The sequence below is a fragment of the Caballeronia sp. INDeC2 genome (assembly GCF_023631325.1).
Lineage (GTDB): Bacteria > Pseudomonadota > Gammaproteobacteria > Burkholderiales > Burkholderiaceae > Caballeronia.
In genome coordinates, this window is the sequence record NZ_JALQDG010000042.1 from 108,823 (window position 1) to 123,423 (window position 14,601).

A 14,601-nucleotide genomic window follows, 5' to 3' on the forward strand; every position below is an offset into this window, starting at 1 on the left:
AAATACCGATACGGCAATTCCTTATCGATAGAAATTGGATCGCCATGCGCGCGCCCGGCGTTAGCATGAGCATCCTTCCTACTCTGTCATCGGTTCATTCAAGCGATGTCCAATCTTCCCCGCTTCGGCGTCTGGGCGCTCGTGCATGGCAGCCGCGCGGCGCTGCAGGATCCCGCCGAGCCCTACGACGCCTCGTGGACGCGCAACAAGGCGCTCGTGCTCGAGGCCGAACGCCTCGGTTACGACTCCGTGCTCGTCGCGCAGCATACGATCAATCCGCACGATCCCGCGCTCGATCAGCTCGAAGCGTGGACGTCGTCGGCGGCGCTGGCGGCGCTCACTTCGCGCATCGAGATCATCGCCGCCATCAAGCCTTATCTCTATCATCCGGTCGTGCTCGCGAAGATGGCGCAGCAGATCGAGCACATCAGCGGCGGGCGCTTCGCGATCAATCTCGTGAACGCGTGGAATCGTCCCGAGCTCGAACGCGCGGGCATCGGCTTCGCCGAGCATGACGAGCGCTATGCGTATGGCCGCGAGTGGATTGCGGTCGTCGAGGCCTTGCTGCGCGGCGAAGCGCTCACGCATCGCGGCGATCATTTCCGTATCGACGATTATCAGTTGCGTCCCGCCGATCCGTTCCGCGCGCGTCCGCGCATTTATGTCGGCGGTGAATCGGAGCCGGCGCGTTCGCTCGTGGCGGCGCATGGCGACGTGTGGTTCATCAACGGCCAGCCGCATGACGACGTAGCCGCGCTCATCGCCGATGTTTCCGCCCGCGCGCGTCCGGCGGGGCGCGAGGCGTTGCGCTTCGGACTGTCGGCGTTCGTGATCGCACGCGAGACGCAGGACGAAGCGCAGACGCATCTCGAACATCTCTTCGCGCTCGCGGAACTTGACAAGCCGCTGCGCGAACGGCAGAAGGCCAATACCGATCCGAAAGCGGTGATGCACCAGACCTTCGCGCGCTCGGCGCGAGTCGGATCGAACGGCGGCACGGCTGCGGAGCTCGTCGGCGATTACGATACGGTCGCGCGGCGCATCGCGGATTTTCATCGTGCGGGCATCGAACTGTTCATGCTGCAGTTCCAGCCGTTCGAGGCCGAGATGGCTCGCTTCGCGCAGGAAGTGATGCCGCGCGTGCGGCGTCTGCTGGGCGGCTGAACACGCGGTCCGCTCGCCGCTTCAGCGGCGCGCGAGCGGACACGTCGTGACGATCAGAAAAACGCGCCCGTGGGCGGCAGTTGCCCGCTCAGCAGATTCTGCCCGAGCAGACGCTCCTTGTAGAGCCGCGGATTGTGCGACGCAATCACCTTGATGTTGCGCCAGTGCCGGTCCAGCGCGCCGATGCGCGAGACGACCGAGCCCGAGCCGAGATCGATCAGCCAGCTTGCGATCTGCGGCGCGAGATCGTCGATGACGACCTTGGCTTCGGACGCCGCGAAGGTGGCGGCGAGCGTGGTCTCGTATTCGTCGCGCGTGCCGTGGGCATCCCATGCGCGCTGCAAGGCGACAACCGCGCGATCCGCGGTCGCCTCGATGCTCGCCGCATATGCGCGAATGCGGCCGAGCAGCGCTTGCAGCACGGGTTCGTCCGTGGGATGCGCGGCTTCGCCGTGATAGAAGTTGCGCCCGCGTGCGCGCAACACGTCGACGGCGTCCAGCGCCACGCGCCGCACGATGCCCGCGATGCAGTTGGTCAGATAGACCTGATGGAAGGTGTAGCCCCACGGCGCCGCTTCGTCGGACTTCGGCGGGTCGGTTGGATAGAGATGCGCGGCTTGCACCGTCACGTCGCGAAACCGCGCCGTGCCCGAGCCAGTCAGGCGCTGGCCGAAACCTTGCCAGTCGTCTTCGTCGCTGACGCCTTCGCCGCGATCGAGCACGTATTGCACCGTGCGGCCCGCGCGGCTCTCCACCGCGAGGCCGATGAACGCGTCGTTGTACAGATTGCCTGTCGCGTACACCTTGTCGCCCGAGCCGACGTAGACATCGCGTGAAGCATCCCATTCGAGCCGGCTCAGCACTTTGGTCGGGCGCGCGCCGGCGGCGGTAACGTCGCTGTCGACGAAACTCAGACCGATGGTCTTCTTCTGCCCGGCCAGTTCCAGCACGCGCGCATGAAACGGATGCTCCCGCCTCTTGAGCGCGGCCTCCACTTGCCACAGATGGTTGCGAAACGCATGCGCGATGTTCGAGTCGGCCGCTGCCACATCGCGCGCGACGACCAGCAATTCGCGCAGCGACACGCCGTGCCCGCCCGCATCGACAGGAAGACGCAGCGCGCCGAAGCCGAGCGCCTTGAGACGTGCAATCTCCTCGTGCGGAAGACGATGGTCGCGTTCACGCTGCGCGGCGCTCGCGGCGATGTCGCCGATGATCCCCGCGAAGCCGAGGCTTGCCGACAGCGGCGACACGAGCGCGGGCCCGGCACTCGTCGGGTGGTTGAGCTCAGACATGATCGTGCGTTTCCTCGAATCAGACCTTGATGCTGTAATCCGCGACCTTGATGCGCGAATTGATGATCTTGCGTTCCGCGAGCCAGTCGGCGGCGCGCTGAAACTGCGCGATGAAAGCGGCGTCGTCGGGCTCGTGAAACTGATTCACGCGCTTGAGGCTCGCCAGATAGTCGCGCACCTGGTCCGGATACTTGCCTTCGCGCTGCACGAGAAGCTCGGCGTCGGCGGAATGCGCGGATTGCCATGAGCCTTCGACGTAGTACGCATCGATCACCGCGCGAATCAGCTCGGAGTTCTCTTCGGTGAACTTCCGGCGCGTCACGAGCGAGCTGTAGTCGATCAGGAAATCCAGATCGCGGCCTTCGTTGAAGATGTCTTTCGCGTCGTTCGAGAAGCGCGAGATGTCGACGCCGGGCGACCACATCGACCATGCGTCGACCTTGCCTTGCGCGAAAGCGGGCGCGGCATCGGGCGGATTCAGGTAGATGAACTGGACCTTGTCGCGATCGACGCGATGCTTCTCCAGCGCCGCGATGAGCAGGAATTCGCCGAGCCCCGAGCGGTTGACGGCGACCTTGCGGCCCGCCAGATCGGCAACGGAATTGATGCCGCTCGACTTCTTCGCGATGATGGCCGTCGAGCGGGGCGAATAAATATCGAACGCGTTGAAGACGATCGGCGAGCCGGCGAGCATGGAGGCGAGCGCGGGTGTCGTCGATCCCCAGAAACCGAAGTCGGCGCTGCCGCCGACCACGGCCTGAATCGACGGCGCATGGTTCGGAAACGGGCCGATCCACTCGACTTTGATGCCTTTGGCGGCGAGCGTCTTCTCGAACACGCCGCGTTGTTTGGCGATGTCGGGCAGGCTGCCGTAGCCCCAGCCGATGCGCACCGTATCGGTACTGCGCGTGAGCTTGCGCGGCTCGGCCGCGTGCGCGGGAAAAAGTCCGCTGGTGGCGACGCCGGCCAGCAGGCCACCCGCCGCGCGCAGCAACTGTCGGCGGGTCAGCGAAGAATCAGTCATCCTTTGAGGTCCTTCTGGTTGTGCGGGAAAGAGGTCAGTGAGTTCGGACACCCAGCTCCGTGAGCAGGATGGGCCGCAGCGCCAGCGGCGCGTGATCCCTGGGCTGGAACGCAGCGGCGATGCGTCCGGCGCGCATCACGAGAATCCTGTCGGCGAGCGTGAGCGCTTCGTCGACGTCATGCGTCACGATCAGCACGCCCGGCTGATGAAGCGCGACGAGTTCCTTGACGAGACCATGCATCCTGATGCGCGTGAGCGCGTCGAGCGCCGCGAACGGCTCGTCGAGCAGCAGCAATGCGGGGTCGTGAATGAGCGCACGCGCGAGCGCGACGCGTTGCGCCTGACCGCCCGACAGATTGCGCGGCCAGTCGTCCTCACGGCCCGCGAGTCCGACTTCGGCCAGCGCGCGCGCCGCGCCGTCGCGGCCGATCGTATTCTCATGACCGAGCGCGACGTTCTGCCATAACGTCGCCCAGGGCAGCAGGCGAGGCTCTTGAAACACGACGGAAGGCCGTGCCGGCGCGCGTATGTTTCCCGCGTCGGGCAGATCGAGCCCCGCGAGCGCGCGCAGCAGCGTGGTCTTGCCGCATCCGCTTTCACCGAGCAGCGCGACGAACTCGCCTTTTCGGATGTCGAGATCCAGCGCATCGATGACAACGCGGCTGCCGTAGCGCCGTTGCAATCCGCGCACCGATACGGCCAGCGCCGATGACGCACTCACGCGCTCGCGCGACAGGACTTCGCTCTGCGTCACTTGCGCGCTCCTTTGGCATAGTTCGCGTGCCACGAGAGGTAACGGGCTTCGAGCAGACGCACGAGCACGTCCGCGACGACGCCGATAATCGCGTAGATGATGATCGTCAGCAGAATGACGTTGGTGTTCAGGAATTCGCGGGCGTCCATCGCGAGAAAGCCGATGCCCTTCGTCGTCGCGAGCGTTTCGGCGATGACGAGCGCGAGCCACGCATGGGCGAGCGCATAGCGCACGCCGGTCAGGATGGAAGGCATCGCACCGGGAAGAATGATTCGCCGCACGATCGCGATCCGGTCCAGGCCGATCACGCGCGCGAGTTCCATCAGCTTCGGATCGATCTGCCGGATGCCGAGCATCGTGTTGATGTAGATCGGGAACAGCACCGCGAGCGCGACCAGAAAGATCTTCGCGACTTCGCCGACGCCGAACCAGACGATGACGAGCGGCAGCATCGCGAGAAAGGGAATCGCGCGGACCATCTGGATCGAGCGATCGAAGAGCGCCTGCGCAAACGGCGAGAAGCCGACGACGACGCCGAGCGCAAGCCCGATCGTCCCGCCGACGAGGAAGCCGCCCGCGGCGCGCAGCAACGAGACGCCGAGATGAACGAAGAGCTCGCCGTTCCTGACGAGATTCACGGCGGTATCGAAGACGCTGCTCGGGGCGGGAAGCACTTGCGGCGCGATCAGCCCGATGCGCGACGCGGCTTCCCACAACAGCACGACGACCGCGGGAATGGCCCACGAAAGCCATCGATAGAGCGCGGCTTTCGACATGCCCGCACGCGGTGCATGCGAAGACACATAGCTGTTGCGGGTGGAAGTCAGGTCAGCCATTTCATTTCCGTATCAGCCATGAAGGAAGTGCGCGCCGATGAAAGTTATCCGCGAGTCGAGAAGGTGAGCTTCTTATTAGAAGCCGTCGAATGGCGCGACGACAAACGTTTTATTGTTCTTTGCTTTTCACGTCCATATCAGCAGATGCCGCCGGTGCCATTTGCGCCTCGCCTGAATTGCATTTCAGTTTTCATCGCAACAGCTAAGCATATTTCCTTCGTTCGCGCGCCTCGCATGCGGCGTGAGAATGCAAGAGCACCGCATGGCCGGTCGCGCTGTGCCTGACCATTTCCCTTTGCTGCTCTTCTCATTCCGATTCCATGAAGGCGTCCAATTCGCATCGCCGGCCACACGCTGCCGGAAAGCTCATTCTGGCGGCCTGCGCGGCCGCCGCGCTCGTTCTGCTGGCCGGCTGCAAGCCTCATGAAGAGCAGGCGCGCTCGTCGGAGACGCCGGTCGCGCAGAGCAGCCGGCAGGAAGTGACGTACTTCAAGTATCCCGACAACCCGGCGTTCGATCTCGTCTATCTCGCCGACAAGCTCGGCTATTTCGACGGCACGAGCACGCGCCCGAAATATGTCGGCAAGATATCGGCGCCGCAGATCATTCCGCTCGTCGGCACGGGCGAGATCGATTTCGGCACGCGCATGGTGCCGCTCGTCATCTCCGCGATCGCGAGCGGCGCGGATATCAAGGTCGTGTCCGCGGGCGGCGAGACGCTGCCCGATGCGCCGCATATGAAGTACTTCACCCGCAAGGATTCGGGCATTCGCGGACCGAAGGACTTCGAGGGCAAGACGGTGGCGTTCAACAGCTTCGGCGCGTGCGCGGAATTCGTGACGAAGAAGTATCTGTCGCAGCACGGCGTGGACGTGTCGAAGGTCAACTGGCTCGTCGTGCCCGACAACCAGTCGCAACAGGCGCTCGTCACGAAGAACGTGGATATCGCGATCATTCATCCGCCGTTCTCCGGGGCGGCCGAAGCCGATCCGCAATTGCACAAGCTCTGGAGCGACTGGGACGAGGACGGCGGCCTGGGCGGCATGGCGCCCTATAGCGTGAACGGCGCGTTCGCGCGGGCGCATCCGCAAGCGGTGAAGGATTTCGTGACGGCCATCGCGAAGGCGGGCAACTGGGTCAACGCGCATCCCGACGAAGCACGCAAGCTCACGGCGGAGCGGCTCGGCATCGACGTGAAGCTGGTCGAGCGCTATGCGTACGTGAAGGATCTCGTGGTGACCGAGCCGCCGATTCAGTACTACATCGACATCCTCGAACAGGCCGGCAAGATTCCGAAGGGCAAGGTGCAGGTGAAGGACGTCTACACGAACCAGTACAACCCGTTCGCCGCGAAGCAGTCGCAGGCGAATGCGACGCCTGTCGCGAACGGAACGCGCTCATGAGCGCCATACGCACGACCGGCGCGGCACGCGACAAAATCGTCGTGCGCGATCTGTCGCTCACATACGTCAACGAGGCGACGGCATCGAGCCATACCGTGCTCGATGCCTTCGATCTGCGCGTGCGCGAAGGCGAATTCCTCGCCGTGCTCGGTCCGAGCGGTTGCGGGAAGTCGACCCTGCTCAATCTTCTCGCGGGCCTGAGCGCGCCGACCTCGGGTCACATCAGCGTGGACGGCGAGCCTGTGAGCGCCGCGCGCAACAAGCTGGGCTTCGTCTTTCAGGGCTATGCGCTGTTTCCGTGGCGCACGGTGCGCAAGAACGTCGAGACCGGACTGGAGATTCGCGGCGTGAAGCGGGCGCAACGGCGCAGTGAGGCCGAACATTTTCTGCGTCTCGTCGGCCTCATCGATTTCGCCGATCACTATCCGCATCAGCTTTCGGGCGGCATGCGGCAGCGCGTGGCGATCGCGCGGGTACTCGCCTACGGTCCCGAGATCCTGCTGATGGACGAGCCCTTCGGCGCGCTCGATGCGCAGACGCGCGAGTCCTTGCAGCAAGAGTTGCTCGGCATCTGGGAGCAGAGCGCGAAGACGGTCGTGTTCGTCACGCACAGCATCGACGAAGCGATCTTTCTGGCGGATCGCGTGGCCATCGTCGGGCGCGGGCCGGGGCGCGTGAAGGAGATCATCGATGTCGATCTGCCGCGTCCGCGTTCCGCATCGATACGGCATAGCGCAGCGTTCGTCGCGCTGCGGCAGCGCGCGTGGGCGAGCCTGAGTCACGAACTCGACGACGCACGAGGCGCGCCGCGTGAGCTCGTCGCCGAAACATTGACGGGGGCGTGAGAAGTGGCGGAACAAGAGAGCCTGAACAAGTTGCCGGTGCTGATCGGCGCAAAGCGTCGCGTTGCGCGCAAGGCCAAGCGGGGGCGCGGCGCGAACCTCTCGTACGCGTTCGAGCGTTCGATCGCGCTGATCGTTTTTGCGCTGCTGTGGGAAGTGCTGCCGCGCTCGGGCATCGTGAGCCCGGCGTATCTGAGCCCGCCGTCGCAAGTGGCGCTTGCGATCACGCGTCTGTTCGATAGCGGCGACGTATGGACGCATCTCGGCGCAAGCGCGCTGCGCTCCATCAGCGGCTTGCTGCTGGCGATCGTCGGCGGCGTCGTGTCGGGCTTCGCGTTGGGATGGTTTCGTCGCGCGGAAAGGATCATCGATCCGCTGTATCAACTGCTGCGGCAGGTGTCCGCGTTCGCGCTATTTCCGGTGTTCATGCTGTTTCTCGGCATCGGCGAGTCGTCGAAGATCGCCATCATCGTGTGGGCCGCGTTCTGGCCGGTGCTGCTCAATACCATCTCGGGCGTGAAGCAGGTCGAGCGCGTGTTCATCGATTGCGCGCGCTCCATGGGCGCGTCGCAAGGCTTCATCTTTGCGAAAGTCGTGTTGCCCGCCGCGTTGCCCGAGATCCTCACCGGCATCCGGCTCGCGGGCGCGTACAGCATCACGGCGCTGGTCGCGGCGGAGATGATCGGCGCGCGCTCTGGGCTCGGCTTCTACACGCTCAATTCGCAGGAGACGTTCCAGATTCCCGACATGTATGCGGGCATTGTGCTGCTCGCGCTGTTCGGTTTGCTGATCAACAAGAGTCTTTCCCTGCTCGAGCGGCGTCTGCTGCGCTGGCGCGTGGGGCTCGCGCAAAATGGCTAGGAGCGCGCTCGCAGCGCTTCCGGGTCACGGCAGGCGGCTGCGCTGGCTTGCCCTCGCGGTCATGGCGATGGTGGCGCTCTCGTCGTTGCCGCTGCGCGATGCATGGCGCAATCGTCAGGACGATGATCGTCCTTTCGCGGCCGCACTCGCACGCGGAACGCTGATCGTCGCGGTGCCGTCGCGGCCTGCGCCGACGCTCAACGTCGGCCGGGTCGATCATTTCGCGCGCGTACCGGACGGCTTTGCGGCCGCGCTCGCCGATGACATCGGACGGCGCGCGGGATTGCCCGTCACGCTGCTGCTCGCCGAGCCGCACGAAGCCGCCGACGCGCTGCGATCGGGCCGCGCGGATGTCGCCGTCGCGGGGCTGGCCTTCGGCGCCGAATCGTCGCTCGCCTATGCGCCGAGCGCCTATACGTCCGGGCGCGGCATGGCGCTCGTGCTTCGGCACGGCGCGGTGCGCGACTGGCGCGATCTCGCGGGCGGGCTGATCTGCGCACCGCGCGGCAGTCCGTTCGCGCACGAGGCCGCGCGCCGCGCGCATGCGGACATACGGGCGTTCGACCGTCCGCTCGATGCGTTGCTGGCCTTTCAGGCGGGCGAATGCGCCGCGCTCGTCGACGACGAGTATGTGATCCGCCAATTGCTCAGGCAGCCGGACTGGGCTTATTACCGAAATTTGCCCGGCACTCTCGCGGCTGCGCCTGCTTTCATCGCGACGCGTATCGGCGATATCGCGAGCACGGCGTTCACGGAACGCATCGTCGAGGGATGGCGGCGGCAACGCTGGCTCGCGACGGTGCGCGAAGATCAGGCGACGCGTCTCGCATTCGACATGTTCAACGCCCAGAACGACCTGTATTGCCACTGAGCGGGCATGACCCGCTTGCGCACGCACAACGAGAAATCATCGGACATGACACAACGGAACGGACATCTGCATCTCGGCGCGTTTCTCTATCCCACGGGCCATCACATCGCCGCATGGCGGCATCCGCATGCGAGCGCCGATGCGGGCAGCAATTTCGCCCATTACGTTCAACTCGCGCAGGCGGCGGAAGCGGCGAAGTTCGATCTGATCTTTCTCGCCGACGGCTCCGGCACGCGCGGCGACAATGCGCAATTTCTTAGCCGCACCGCCCACAGCTACGTTGCGCAGTTCGAGCCGCTCACGCTTCTGTCGGCGCTGGCGGCGATCACGCGGCGCATCGGTCTGGTCGGCACGGCATCGACCTCGTTCAACGAGCCGTATCACATCGCGCGCAAGTTCGCGTCGCTCGATCACATCAGCGGCGGGCGCGCGGGCTGGAATCTGGTTACGTCGTCGAGCGAGCATGAGGCGCGCAACTTCGGCTTCGACGAGCATCTCGCGCATGCGACGCGCTACGAGCGCGCGGACGAATTCGCGGACGTCGTGTCCGGCCTCTGGGATAGCTTCGACGAAGACGCGTTCCTGCGCGACAAGGCATCGGGGCGATATTTCGATCCGGACAAGCGCCACGCGCTCGATCATCGCGGCACGTTCTTCAACGTGCGCGGACCGTTGAACGTCGCGCGTTCGCCGCAGGGACATCCGGTGACGGTGCAGGCGGGCTCGTCCGAGGCGGGCAAGGAACTCGCCGCCCGCACCGCGGAAGTGATCTTCACGGCGCAACAGACGCTGGACGATGCCGTTGCGTTCTACGCCGACGTCAAAGGCCGCATGGCGCGTCACGGCCGTCATCCGGACTCGCTGAAGATCATGCCGGGCGTCATGCCGATCGTCGGCCGCACGCAAGCCGAGGCGCGCGCGAAGTTCGACGAACTGCAGACGCTCATCGATCCGGTCGTCGGCCTCGCGATGGTATCGACGCTGACGGGCGGCTTCGACCTGTCGGCGTATCCGCTCGACGGACCGATTCCCGAATTGCCCGAGACCAACGCAAGCAAAAGCCGCCAGACGCTGATGATCGAACTTGCGCGCCGCGAGAATCTCACGATCCGCGAGTTGTATCGGCGGATTGCCGGTGCGCGCGGACACTGGCAACTGGTCGGCACGCCCGCGCAGATCGCGGATGCGCTGGAAGAGCGCTTCGTGAACTACGGCGCGGACGGATTCAACGTGATGCCCGCGCTGCTGCCCGATTCGCTGAACGATTTCATCGAACTGGTGTTGCCGGAGTTGCGGCGGCGCGGACGTTTTCGCAGTGAATACGAAGGCCGCACGTTGCGTGAGCATCTTGGGCTCGAGCGGCCGGCGTCGCGTTATGCGAGGCGATCGATCGGGGAACAAGCTCAGGTCTGATCGCGACAGAAGCTCTGGCGTCGAGCGTCGTCCGTGGAGATCGCTTGCGTCAGACCGGCGCCTGCTTCAGCGCCGCAATGCCCGCGATGACCAGCACCGCGCCGACCACCCGTTGCGCGCTCAACGTTTCGCCGAACAGCAAGACGCCGAGCAGCACGGTGCCCAGCGCGCCGATGCCGGTCCATACCGCGTACGCGCTGCCCACGGGCAGCAAGGTCAGCACCTTGCCGAGCAGATAGACGAAGGCCGCGAGCAGCACGATCGACAGCGCCGTCCATCCCGGGCGCGTGTAGCCCTGTGTCAACTTCATCGAGACCGCCCAGGCGACATCGAGCAATCCTGACAGGATGAGCAGCAGCCACGCCACGCTCTGGTTCATGTCCGTGTCCCCGCGTCTTCGCGAAGCAAGTACGCGCCGCGCTCGTGCAGAAAAGCGCGCAGTCGCTGCGCGTAGTCCGCGGGCACCGCGCCGATCACGCTCGGGCGTGCCGCGAGTGCGTGCCGCCATGCGCTGACTCTGGGCGTATCGGCGAACACCTGGTGATCCGCGAGCTCGTCGAATACATCGAAATAGCGCAAGACCGGTGCGAACACGGCATCGACCATGCCGAACTCGCGGCCCGCAAACCACGGTCCGGCGCTCAACACACGCTCGACCGTCGCGAACCGCTCCGCGAGCGTTTTTCGTTGGGCGTGATACGCGGGCGCATCGGTGGCGATTTCCAGCTTCCATATCTCCGCAAGAATCGACGAACCGAACTCGATCCATCCCCGATGCTGCGCGCGTTCGAGCGCATCGCGCGGAAGCAGCGTGCGGCCCGGCTGCGTTTCGTCGAGATACTCGCAAATGACGGCGCTTTCGAATAGCACGGCGTCATCGGCACCGTCTCGCGCGACCATCAGCAACGGCACTTTCCCGAGCGGCGAAAGCGCTTCGAACCAGCTTGGCCGCTTCGCCAGATCGACATAACGTTTCTCGAAACCGGCGCCTTTTTCCGCCAGCACGATCGCCGCGCGCTGCACGTATGGACAGAGCGGATGACTGACGAGCGTGAGCGTCGGCGCTTCGATGGTCGAAGGCGTCATGACGCCGTCTTCGTGCCTTGGGCGCGCATCGGTTCGCGAACCGCTGCCGGTGTCGTAGTCGAGCTTCATGACGGATCTCCCGTTGATAGCGCGTCTGACGCATGCGTGCGCCATTGCGACCTTCGAATGACGTCAGCGTAATGGTTGCGGCAATGCAAGTCTATTGTCACCGTGAAAGCCGTGCTTGCATCGATGCAAACACTCGGTTAGCCTCGACGCATGGAAGACTGGAACGAACTTCGACTCGTGCTCGCCGTTCAGCGTGGCGGCAGTCTCAATGCCGCGTCCGAGACGCTCGGCATCGATCATTCGACGGCATATCGCCGACTGAAGGCGCTCGAAACGCAGCTGGGCGCTCGTCTGTTCGAGCGCTTGCCGGGCGGTGTGTATGAGCCGACCGAGGCCGGCGCGCGCATTGCGGCAGGCGCCGAGCGCATGGAAGATGAATTTCTTGCGCTGGGCCGCGATGTCGTCGGCGGCGATCATCGGCTCAGCGGGCGCTTGCGCGTCACATCGTCCGAAACGCTCGCGTATGGCCAGCTCACCACGCAGCTTGCTGCATTCCGCCGGGCGCATCCGGGCATCGTCGTCGAACTGTCGATAGAAAACCGCGTGCTCAGTCTGTCGCGGCGCGAAGCGGATATCGCATTGCGTCCGGTTCGGCCGAAAGAGGGCGAGCTATGGGGCAAGAAGCTCGCGGGCGTTGCGTGGGGCTGGTACGCCGCGCCGTCGTATGCCGCGGATGCAGGGGGCTTTCGTCGAGGCTGGAAGCTCGATGATCACGCGTTGATCGGCTGGGACGAAGCGGCATCGGGCATTCGCGCGGCGCAATGGCTCGCGCTCAACGCGTCGTCGTCGTCGTTCGTATACCGGACGAACAGCCTGGTGAATCAGCTGAGCGCGGCGCGCGCGGGCGTCGGCCTCGCGCTTCTGCCGTGCTATCTCGGCGACGGCGATAGCGGCGTGACGCGCATCGTCGCGACTCCCGTCGCGGAACTGGAAGGCGAACTGTGGATCGTCACGCATGCCGATCTGCGCAAGACCGCGCGAGTGCGCGCGTTCTTCGACGTGGTGGGGGAAGGCCTGGCGCAACAGCGCGATTTGTTCGAAGGCAAGCGCGGGCGTTCGAGAAAGCGTTAGATCGACGCGACCATCTCTTCGATCGCACGATTCAGCGTCGTGGTACCGAACGCGCGCTCGCCGGCGCCATCCTCGACGTCGATGCGGCCCGCGTTGTGCGCATCGAACAGTTCGATGACGAGCTGCGCGTGCCGATCGCTCAGGCCGCCGCGCGCGAGCGTGGATGCCCATTGATCGCGGGGCAGGGCGCTCGCCTCGACGCGGCGTCCGCTGGCATTCGCGATCGACTGCGCGACATCGTTCGCACTCACGCGCGCCGGGCCTTCGACGCTCACGATGCGCGTGCCGGCGACGCGGGGCGTTTCGCCGAGAAGCCGCGCCGATACGATGCCGACATCCGCCGCCGATATCGTCGGAAAGCGCTTGTCGACGGGATCGTGAAAGCTCGGCAGCACGCCGCTCGATAATGCAACCGGCAACACGCGCATCCAGTTCTGCATATGTTCGGCGGAACGCAGCAGCGTGAGCTTCGTCGACACATCACGCAACGCCGCTTCGAAGTGGTGAAACAGCATGGTGATGCCCGTGCCCGCATCGACTTCGGCGCCGTAATCGGATAGGGCCACGACATGCACGTCGCGGTGAGACGCGAGCACGCGCGCCGTGATGTCTATGGTCGAGCGCATCGTGTCGGCGGGACGGGCATCGTTTCGCGGCAATGGAATCAGCACTTGAACGGCATGCGCGCCGTCGAGCGCGCGGTTGAGCGCATCGGCGTCGTGCAGATCGGCGATGGCTATCTCGCAACCGATCTTCGCGAGCGCATCGCCTTGCGCCGCATGACGCACGACCGCGCGCACCGGATACGCCGCGCGCCGCAATGCCATTGCAGTCGCGTGTCCTGCCTTGCCTGCGGCACCGAAAATAACATGCATCGTTTCACTCCCGTTCGATTCGCATGTGTCGAAGATAGAGCGACATGCAAAGGGCGTCGCGCATGAATGGATGGGGATCAGCATGAACGGATGATCGCGTGCTCGCAGCGCAGCGATTCAGACGCATGCATAATGCGCGGAAAACCCCTTCTGTGAAGGTGCAAACCGTGAAAGCGATGAGTCTCCATGCTGCCGCGCGTACGCGGCTACGTTCGAGCGAACATTTGAACTGGTCCGGCTTCGGGGCGGAGCTGGTTCATATCGCGGCGGGCGCACATCGCGTTCCGGCGATGGCCGAGCATCGCGTGGGCGTGCATGTCGGCACGCCCGTGACCGCGCATTGCCGATGCGACGGACGGCGCATGTCGCGCATCCAGACGCACGGCGACGCGGACGTGATACCGGCAGGCCTCGACGGAGAATGGGCCGACGATGCCGATTGCACCATCCTGCGCATCGGCTTCACCGACGAATTCGCGCGGCGTACGCTGTCGCAGCTCGGCAGGCGTGGCGCGAACGCGCGAATCACGCCGCGCTTCCAGTGGCGCGATGCGCGTTTTCAGCATCTCGCGTGGGCGTTGCGCGCGGACCTGGAAGCGGCGCACGTGTCCGATCCGCTCTATGCGGAAAGTCTCTGCGTTGCGATGATCGTGCGTCTCGCCAATGCCGACGATGCATTCGACGCCAAATCATCCAGCCCGAGGTTGACGCGCCGGATCGCGATGCGCGTGACCGACTACATCGACGCACATCTCGATACGCGCCTGACGCTTGCCGAACTCGCCGAAGTCGCCGAATTCAGCGTGCCGCATTTCAAGGTGCTGTTTCGTGCCACGTTCGGCGCGCCGGTTCATCGCTATGTCGTGGAGCAGCGCATCGGGCGGGCGAAGCGGTTGCTCTTGCAAGGCCGTTTGCCTGTCACCCGCATTGCACTGGAATGCGGCTTCGCGCATGCGAGCCACATGGCGTACTGGATGAAACGCACGCTCGGCGTCACGCCGCGCGAGATCGTTCGTGAGTGACGTGCGGACAGGGCG

16 protein-coding genes are annotated in these 14,601 nt (G+C 64.9%); 9 read left to right on the top strand and 7 right to left on the bottom strand.

Features of this window, described 5'->3' with window-relative positions; genetic code table 11:
* The first annotated feature begins 105 nt into the window (after positions 1-105).
* Complete coding sequence (locus NCS28_RS27695) at positions 106-1,164, top strand: LLM class flavin-dependent oxidoreductase (RefSeq protein WP_250516975.1); 1,059 nt, start codon at positions 106-108, stop codon at positions 1,162-1,164.
* A 53-nt stretch (positions 1,165-1,217) separates the two neighbouring features.
* Here the strand turns inward: NCS28_RS27695 and NCS28_RS27700 are convergent, their stop codons facing one another.
* From NCS28_RS27700 to NCS28_RS27715, 4 genes are read right to left on the bottom strand one after another with little or no spacing between them, the layout of a single operon-like run.
* The gene (locus NCS28_RS27700) at positions 1,218-2,459 is read right to left on the bottom strand and encodes an acyl-CoA dehydrogenase family protein (protein WP_250516976.1); all 1,242 of its coding nucleotides are present in this window, start codon (positions 2,457-2,459) and stop codon (positions 1,218-1,220) included.
* A gap of 19 nt (positions 2,460-2,478) precedes the next feature.
* Complete coding sequence (locus tag NCS28_RS27705) at positions 2,479-3,483, bottom strand: NrtA/SsuA/CpmA family ABC transporter substrate-binding protein (RefSeq protein ID WP_250516977.1); 1,005 nt, start codon at positions 3,481-3,483, stop codon at positions 2,479-2,481.
* 34 nt (positions 3,484-3,517) lie between these two features.
* Positions 3,518-4,237, bottom strand: coding sequence for an ABC transporter ATP-binding protein (locus tag NCS28_RS27710; protein WP_250516978.1), 720 nt, complete (start codon positions 4,235-4,237; stop codon positions 3,518-3,520).
* Positions 4,234-5,073: an ABC transporter permease subunit gene (locus NCS28_RS27715; protein ID WP_250516979.1), complete on the bottom strand. Its 840-nt coding sequence runs from the start codon at positions 5,071-5,073 to the stop codon at positions 4,234-4,236. Before NCS28_RS27715 ends, NCS28_RS27710 begins: the two co-directional genes overlap by 4 nt.
* Before the next feature lie 18 nt (positions 5,074-5,091).
* Here NCS28_RS27715 and NCS28_RS27720 point away from each other — a divergent pair, with 18 nt between their 5' ends.
* The 6 genes from NCS28_RS27720 to NCS28_RS27745 all read left to right on the top strand — a co-directional run bounded on the left by NCS28_RS27720 (position 5,092) and on the right by NCS28_RS27745 (position 10,463).
* Positions 5,092-5,358 (top strand): hypothetical protein, encoded by a 267-nt coding sequence (locus NCS28_RS27720; RefSeq protein ID WP_250516980.1) that lies wholly within the window; start codon positions 5,092-5,094, stop codon positions 5,356-5,358.
* A 35-nt stretch (positions 5,359-5,393) separates the two neighbouring features.
* On the top strand, positions 5,394-6,476 hold the full coding sequence (locus NCS28_RS27725; protein ID WP_250516981.1) for an ABC transporter substrate-binding protein: 1,083 nt from the start codon (positions 5,394-5,396) through the stop codon (positions 6,474-6,476).
* The gene (locus tag NCS28_RS27730; protein ID WP_250516982.1) at positions 6,473-7,321 is read left to right on the top strand and encodes an ABC transporter ATP-binding protein; all 849 of its coding nucleotides are present in this window, start codon (positions 6,473-6,475) and stop codon (positions 7,319-7,321) included. Before NCS28_RS27725 ends, NCS28_RS27730 begins: the two co-directional genes overlap by 4 nt.
* Positions 7,322-7,441: 120 nt before the next feature.
* On the top strand, positions 7,442-8,179 hold the full coding sequence (locus NCS28_RS27735) for an ABC transporter permease (RefSeq protein WP_250517235.1): 738 nt from the start codon (positions 7,442-7,444) through the stop codon (positions 8,177-8,179).
* On the top strand, positions 8,172-9,050 hold the full coding sequence (locus tag NCS28_RS27740; protein WP_250516983.1) for a substrate-binding periplasmic protein: 879 nt from the start codon (positions 8,172-8,174) through the stop codon (positions 9,048-9,050). The genes NCS28_RS27735 and NCS28_RS27740 overlap by 8 nt, the downstream gene beginning before the upstream one ends.
* 45 nt (positions 9,051-9,095) lie before the next feature.
* Positions 9,096-10,463: an LLM class flavin-dependent oxidoreductase gene (locus NCS28_RS27745; protein ID WP_250516984.1), complete on the top strand. Its 1,368-nt coding sequence runs from the start codon at positions 9,096-9,098 to the stop codon at positions 10,461-10,463.
* 49 nt (positions 10,464-10,512) lie between these two features.
* Here NCS28_RS27745 and NCS28_RS27750 read toward each other — a convergent pair whose 3' ends face one another.
* Both NCS28_RS27750 and NCS28_RS27755 read right to left on the bottom strand, forming a co-directional pair.
* Positions 10,513-10,842: a DMT family transporter gene (locus NCS28_RS27750; RefSeq protein WP_250516985.1), complete on the bottom strand. Its 330-nt coding sequence runs from the start codon at positions 10,840-10,842 to the stop codon at positions 10,513-10,515.
* Positions 10,839-11,549 carry a glutathione S-transferase family protein gene (locus tag NCS28_RS27755; RefSeq protein ID WP_250517236.1) on the bottom strand — a complete coding sequence of 237 codons (711 nt, stop codon included), beginning with the start codon at positions 11,547-11,549 and terminating at the stop codon, positions 10,839-10,841. The genes NCS28_RS27750 and NCS28_RS27755 overlap by 4 nt, the downstream gene beginning before the upstream one ends.
* A gap of 219 nt (positions 11,550-11,768) precedes the next feature.
* Between NCS28_RS27755 and NCS28_RS27760 the strand changes: the two genes are divergently transcribed.
* Positions 11,769-12,689, top strand: coding sequence for a LysR family transcriptional regulator (locus NCS28_RS27760; RefSeq protein WP_250516986.1), 921 nt, complete (start codon positions 11,769-11,771; stop codon positions 12,687-12,689).
* On the opposite strand, the gene NCS28_RS27765 is transcribed toward NCS28_RS27760, so the two are convergent.
* Positions 12,686-13,564, bottom strand: coding sequence for an NmrA family NAD(P)-binding protein (locus NCS28_RS27765; protein ID WP_250516987.1), 879 nt, complete (start codon positions 13,562-13,564; stop codon positions 12,686-12,688). The two genes, NCS28_RS27760 and NCS28_RS27765, sit on opposite strands and share 4 nt — an antisense overlap.
* A 176-nt stretch (positions 13,565-13,740) precedes the next feature.
* On the opposite strand from NCS28_RS27765, the gene NCS28_RS27770 reads away from it, so the two are divergent.
* Positions 13,741-14,586 (top strand): AraC family transcriptional regulator, encoded by an 846-nt coding sequence (locus NCS28_RS27770; RefSeq protein WP_250516988.1) that lies wholly within the window; start codon positions 13,741-13,743, stop codon positions 14,584-14,586.
* Positions 14,587-14,601: the final 15 nt, after the last annotated feature.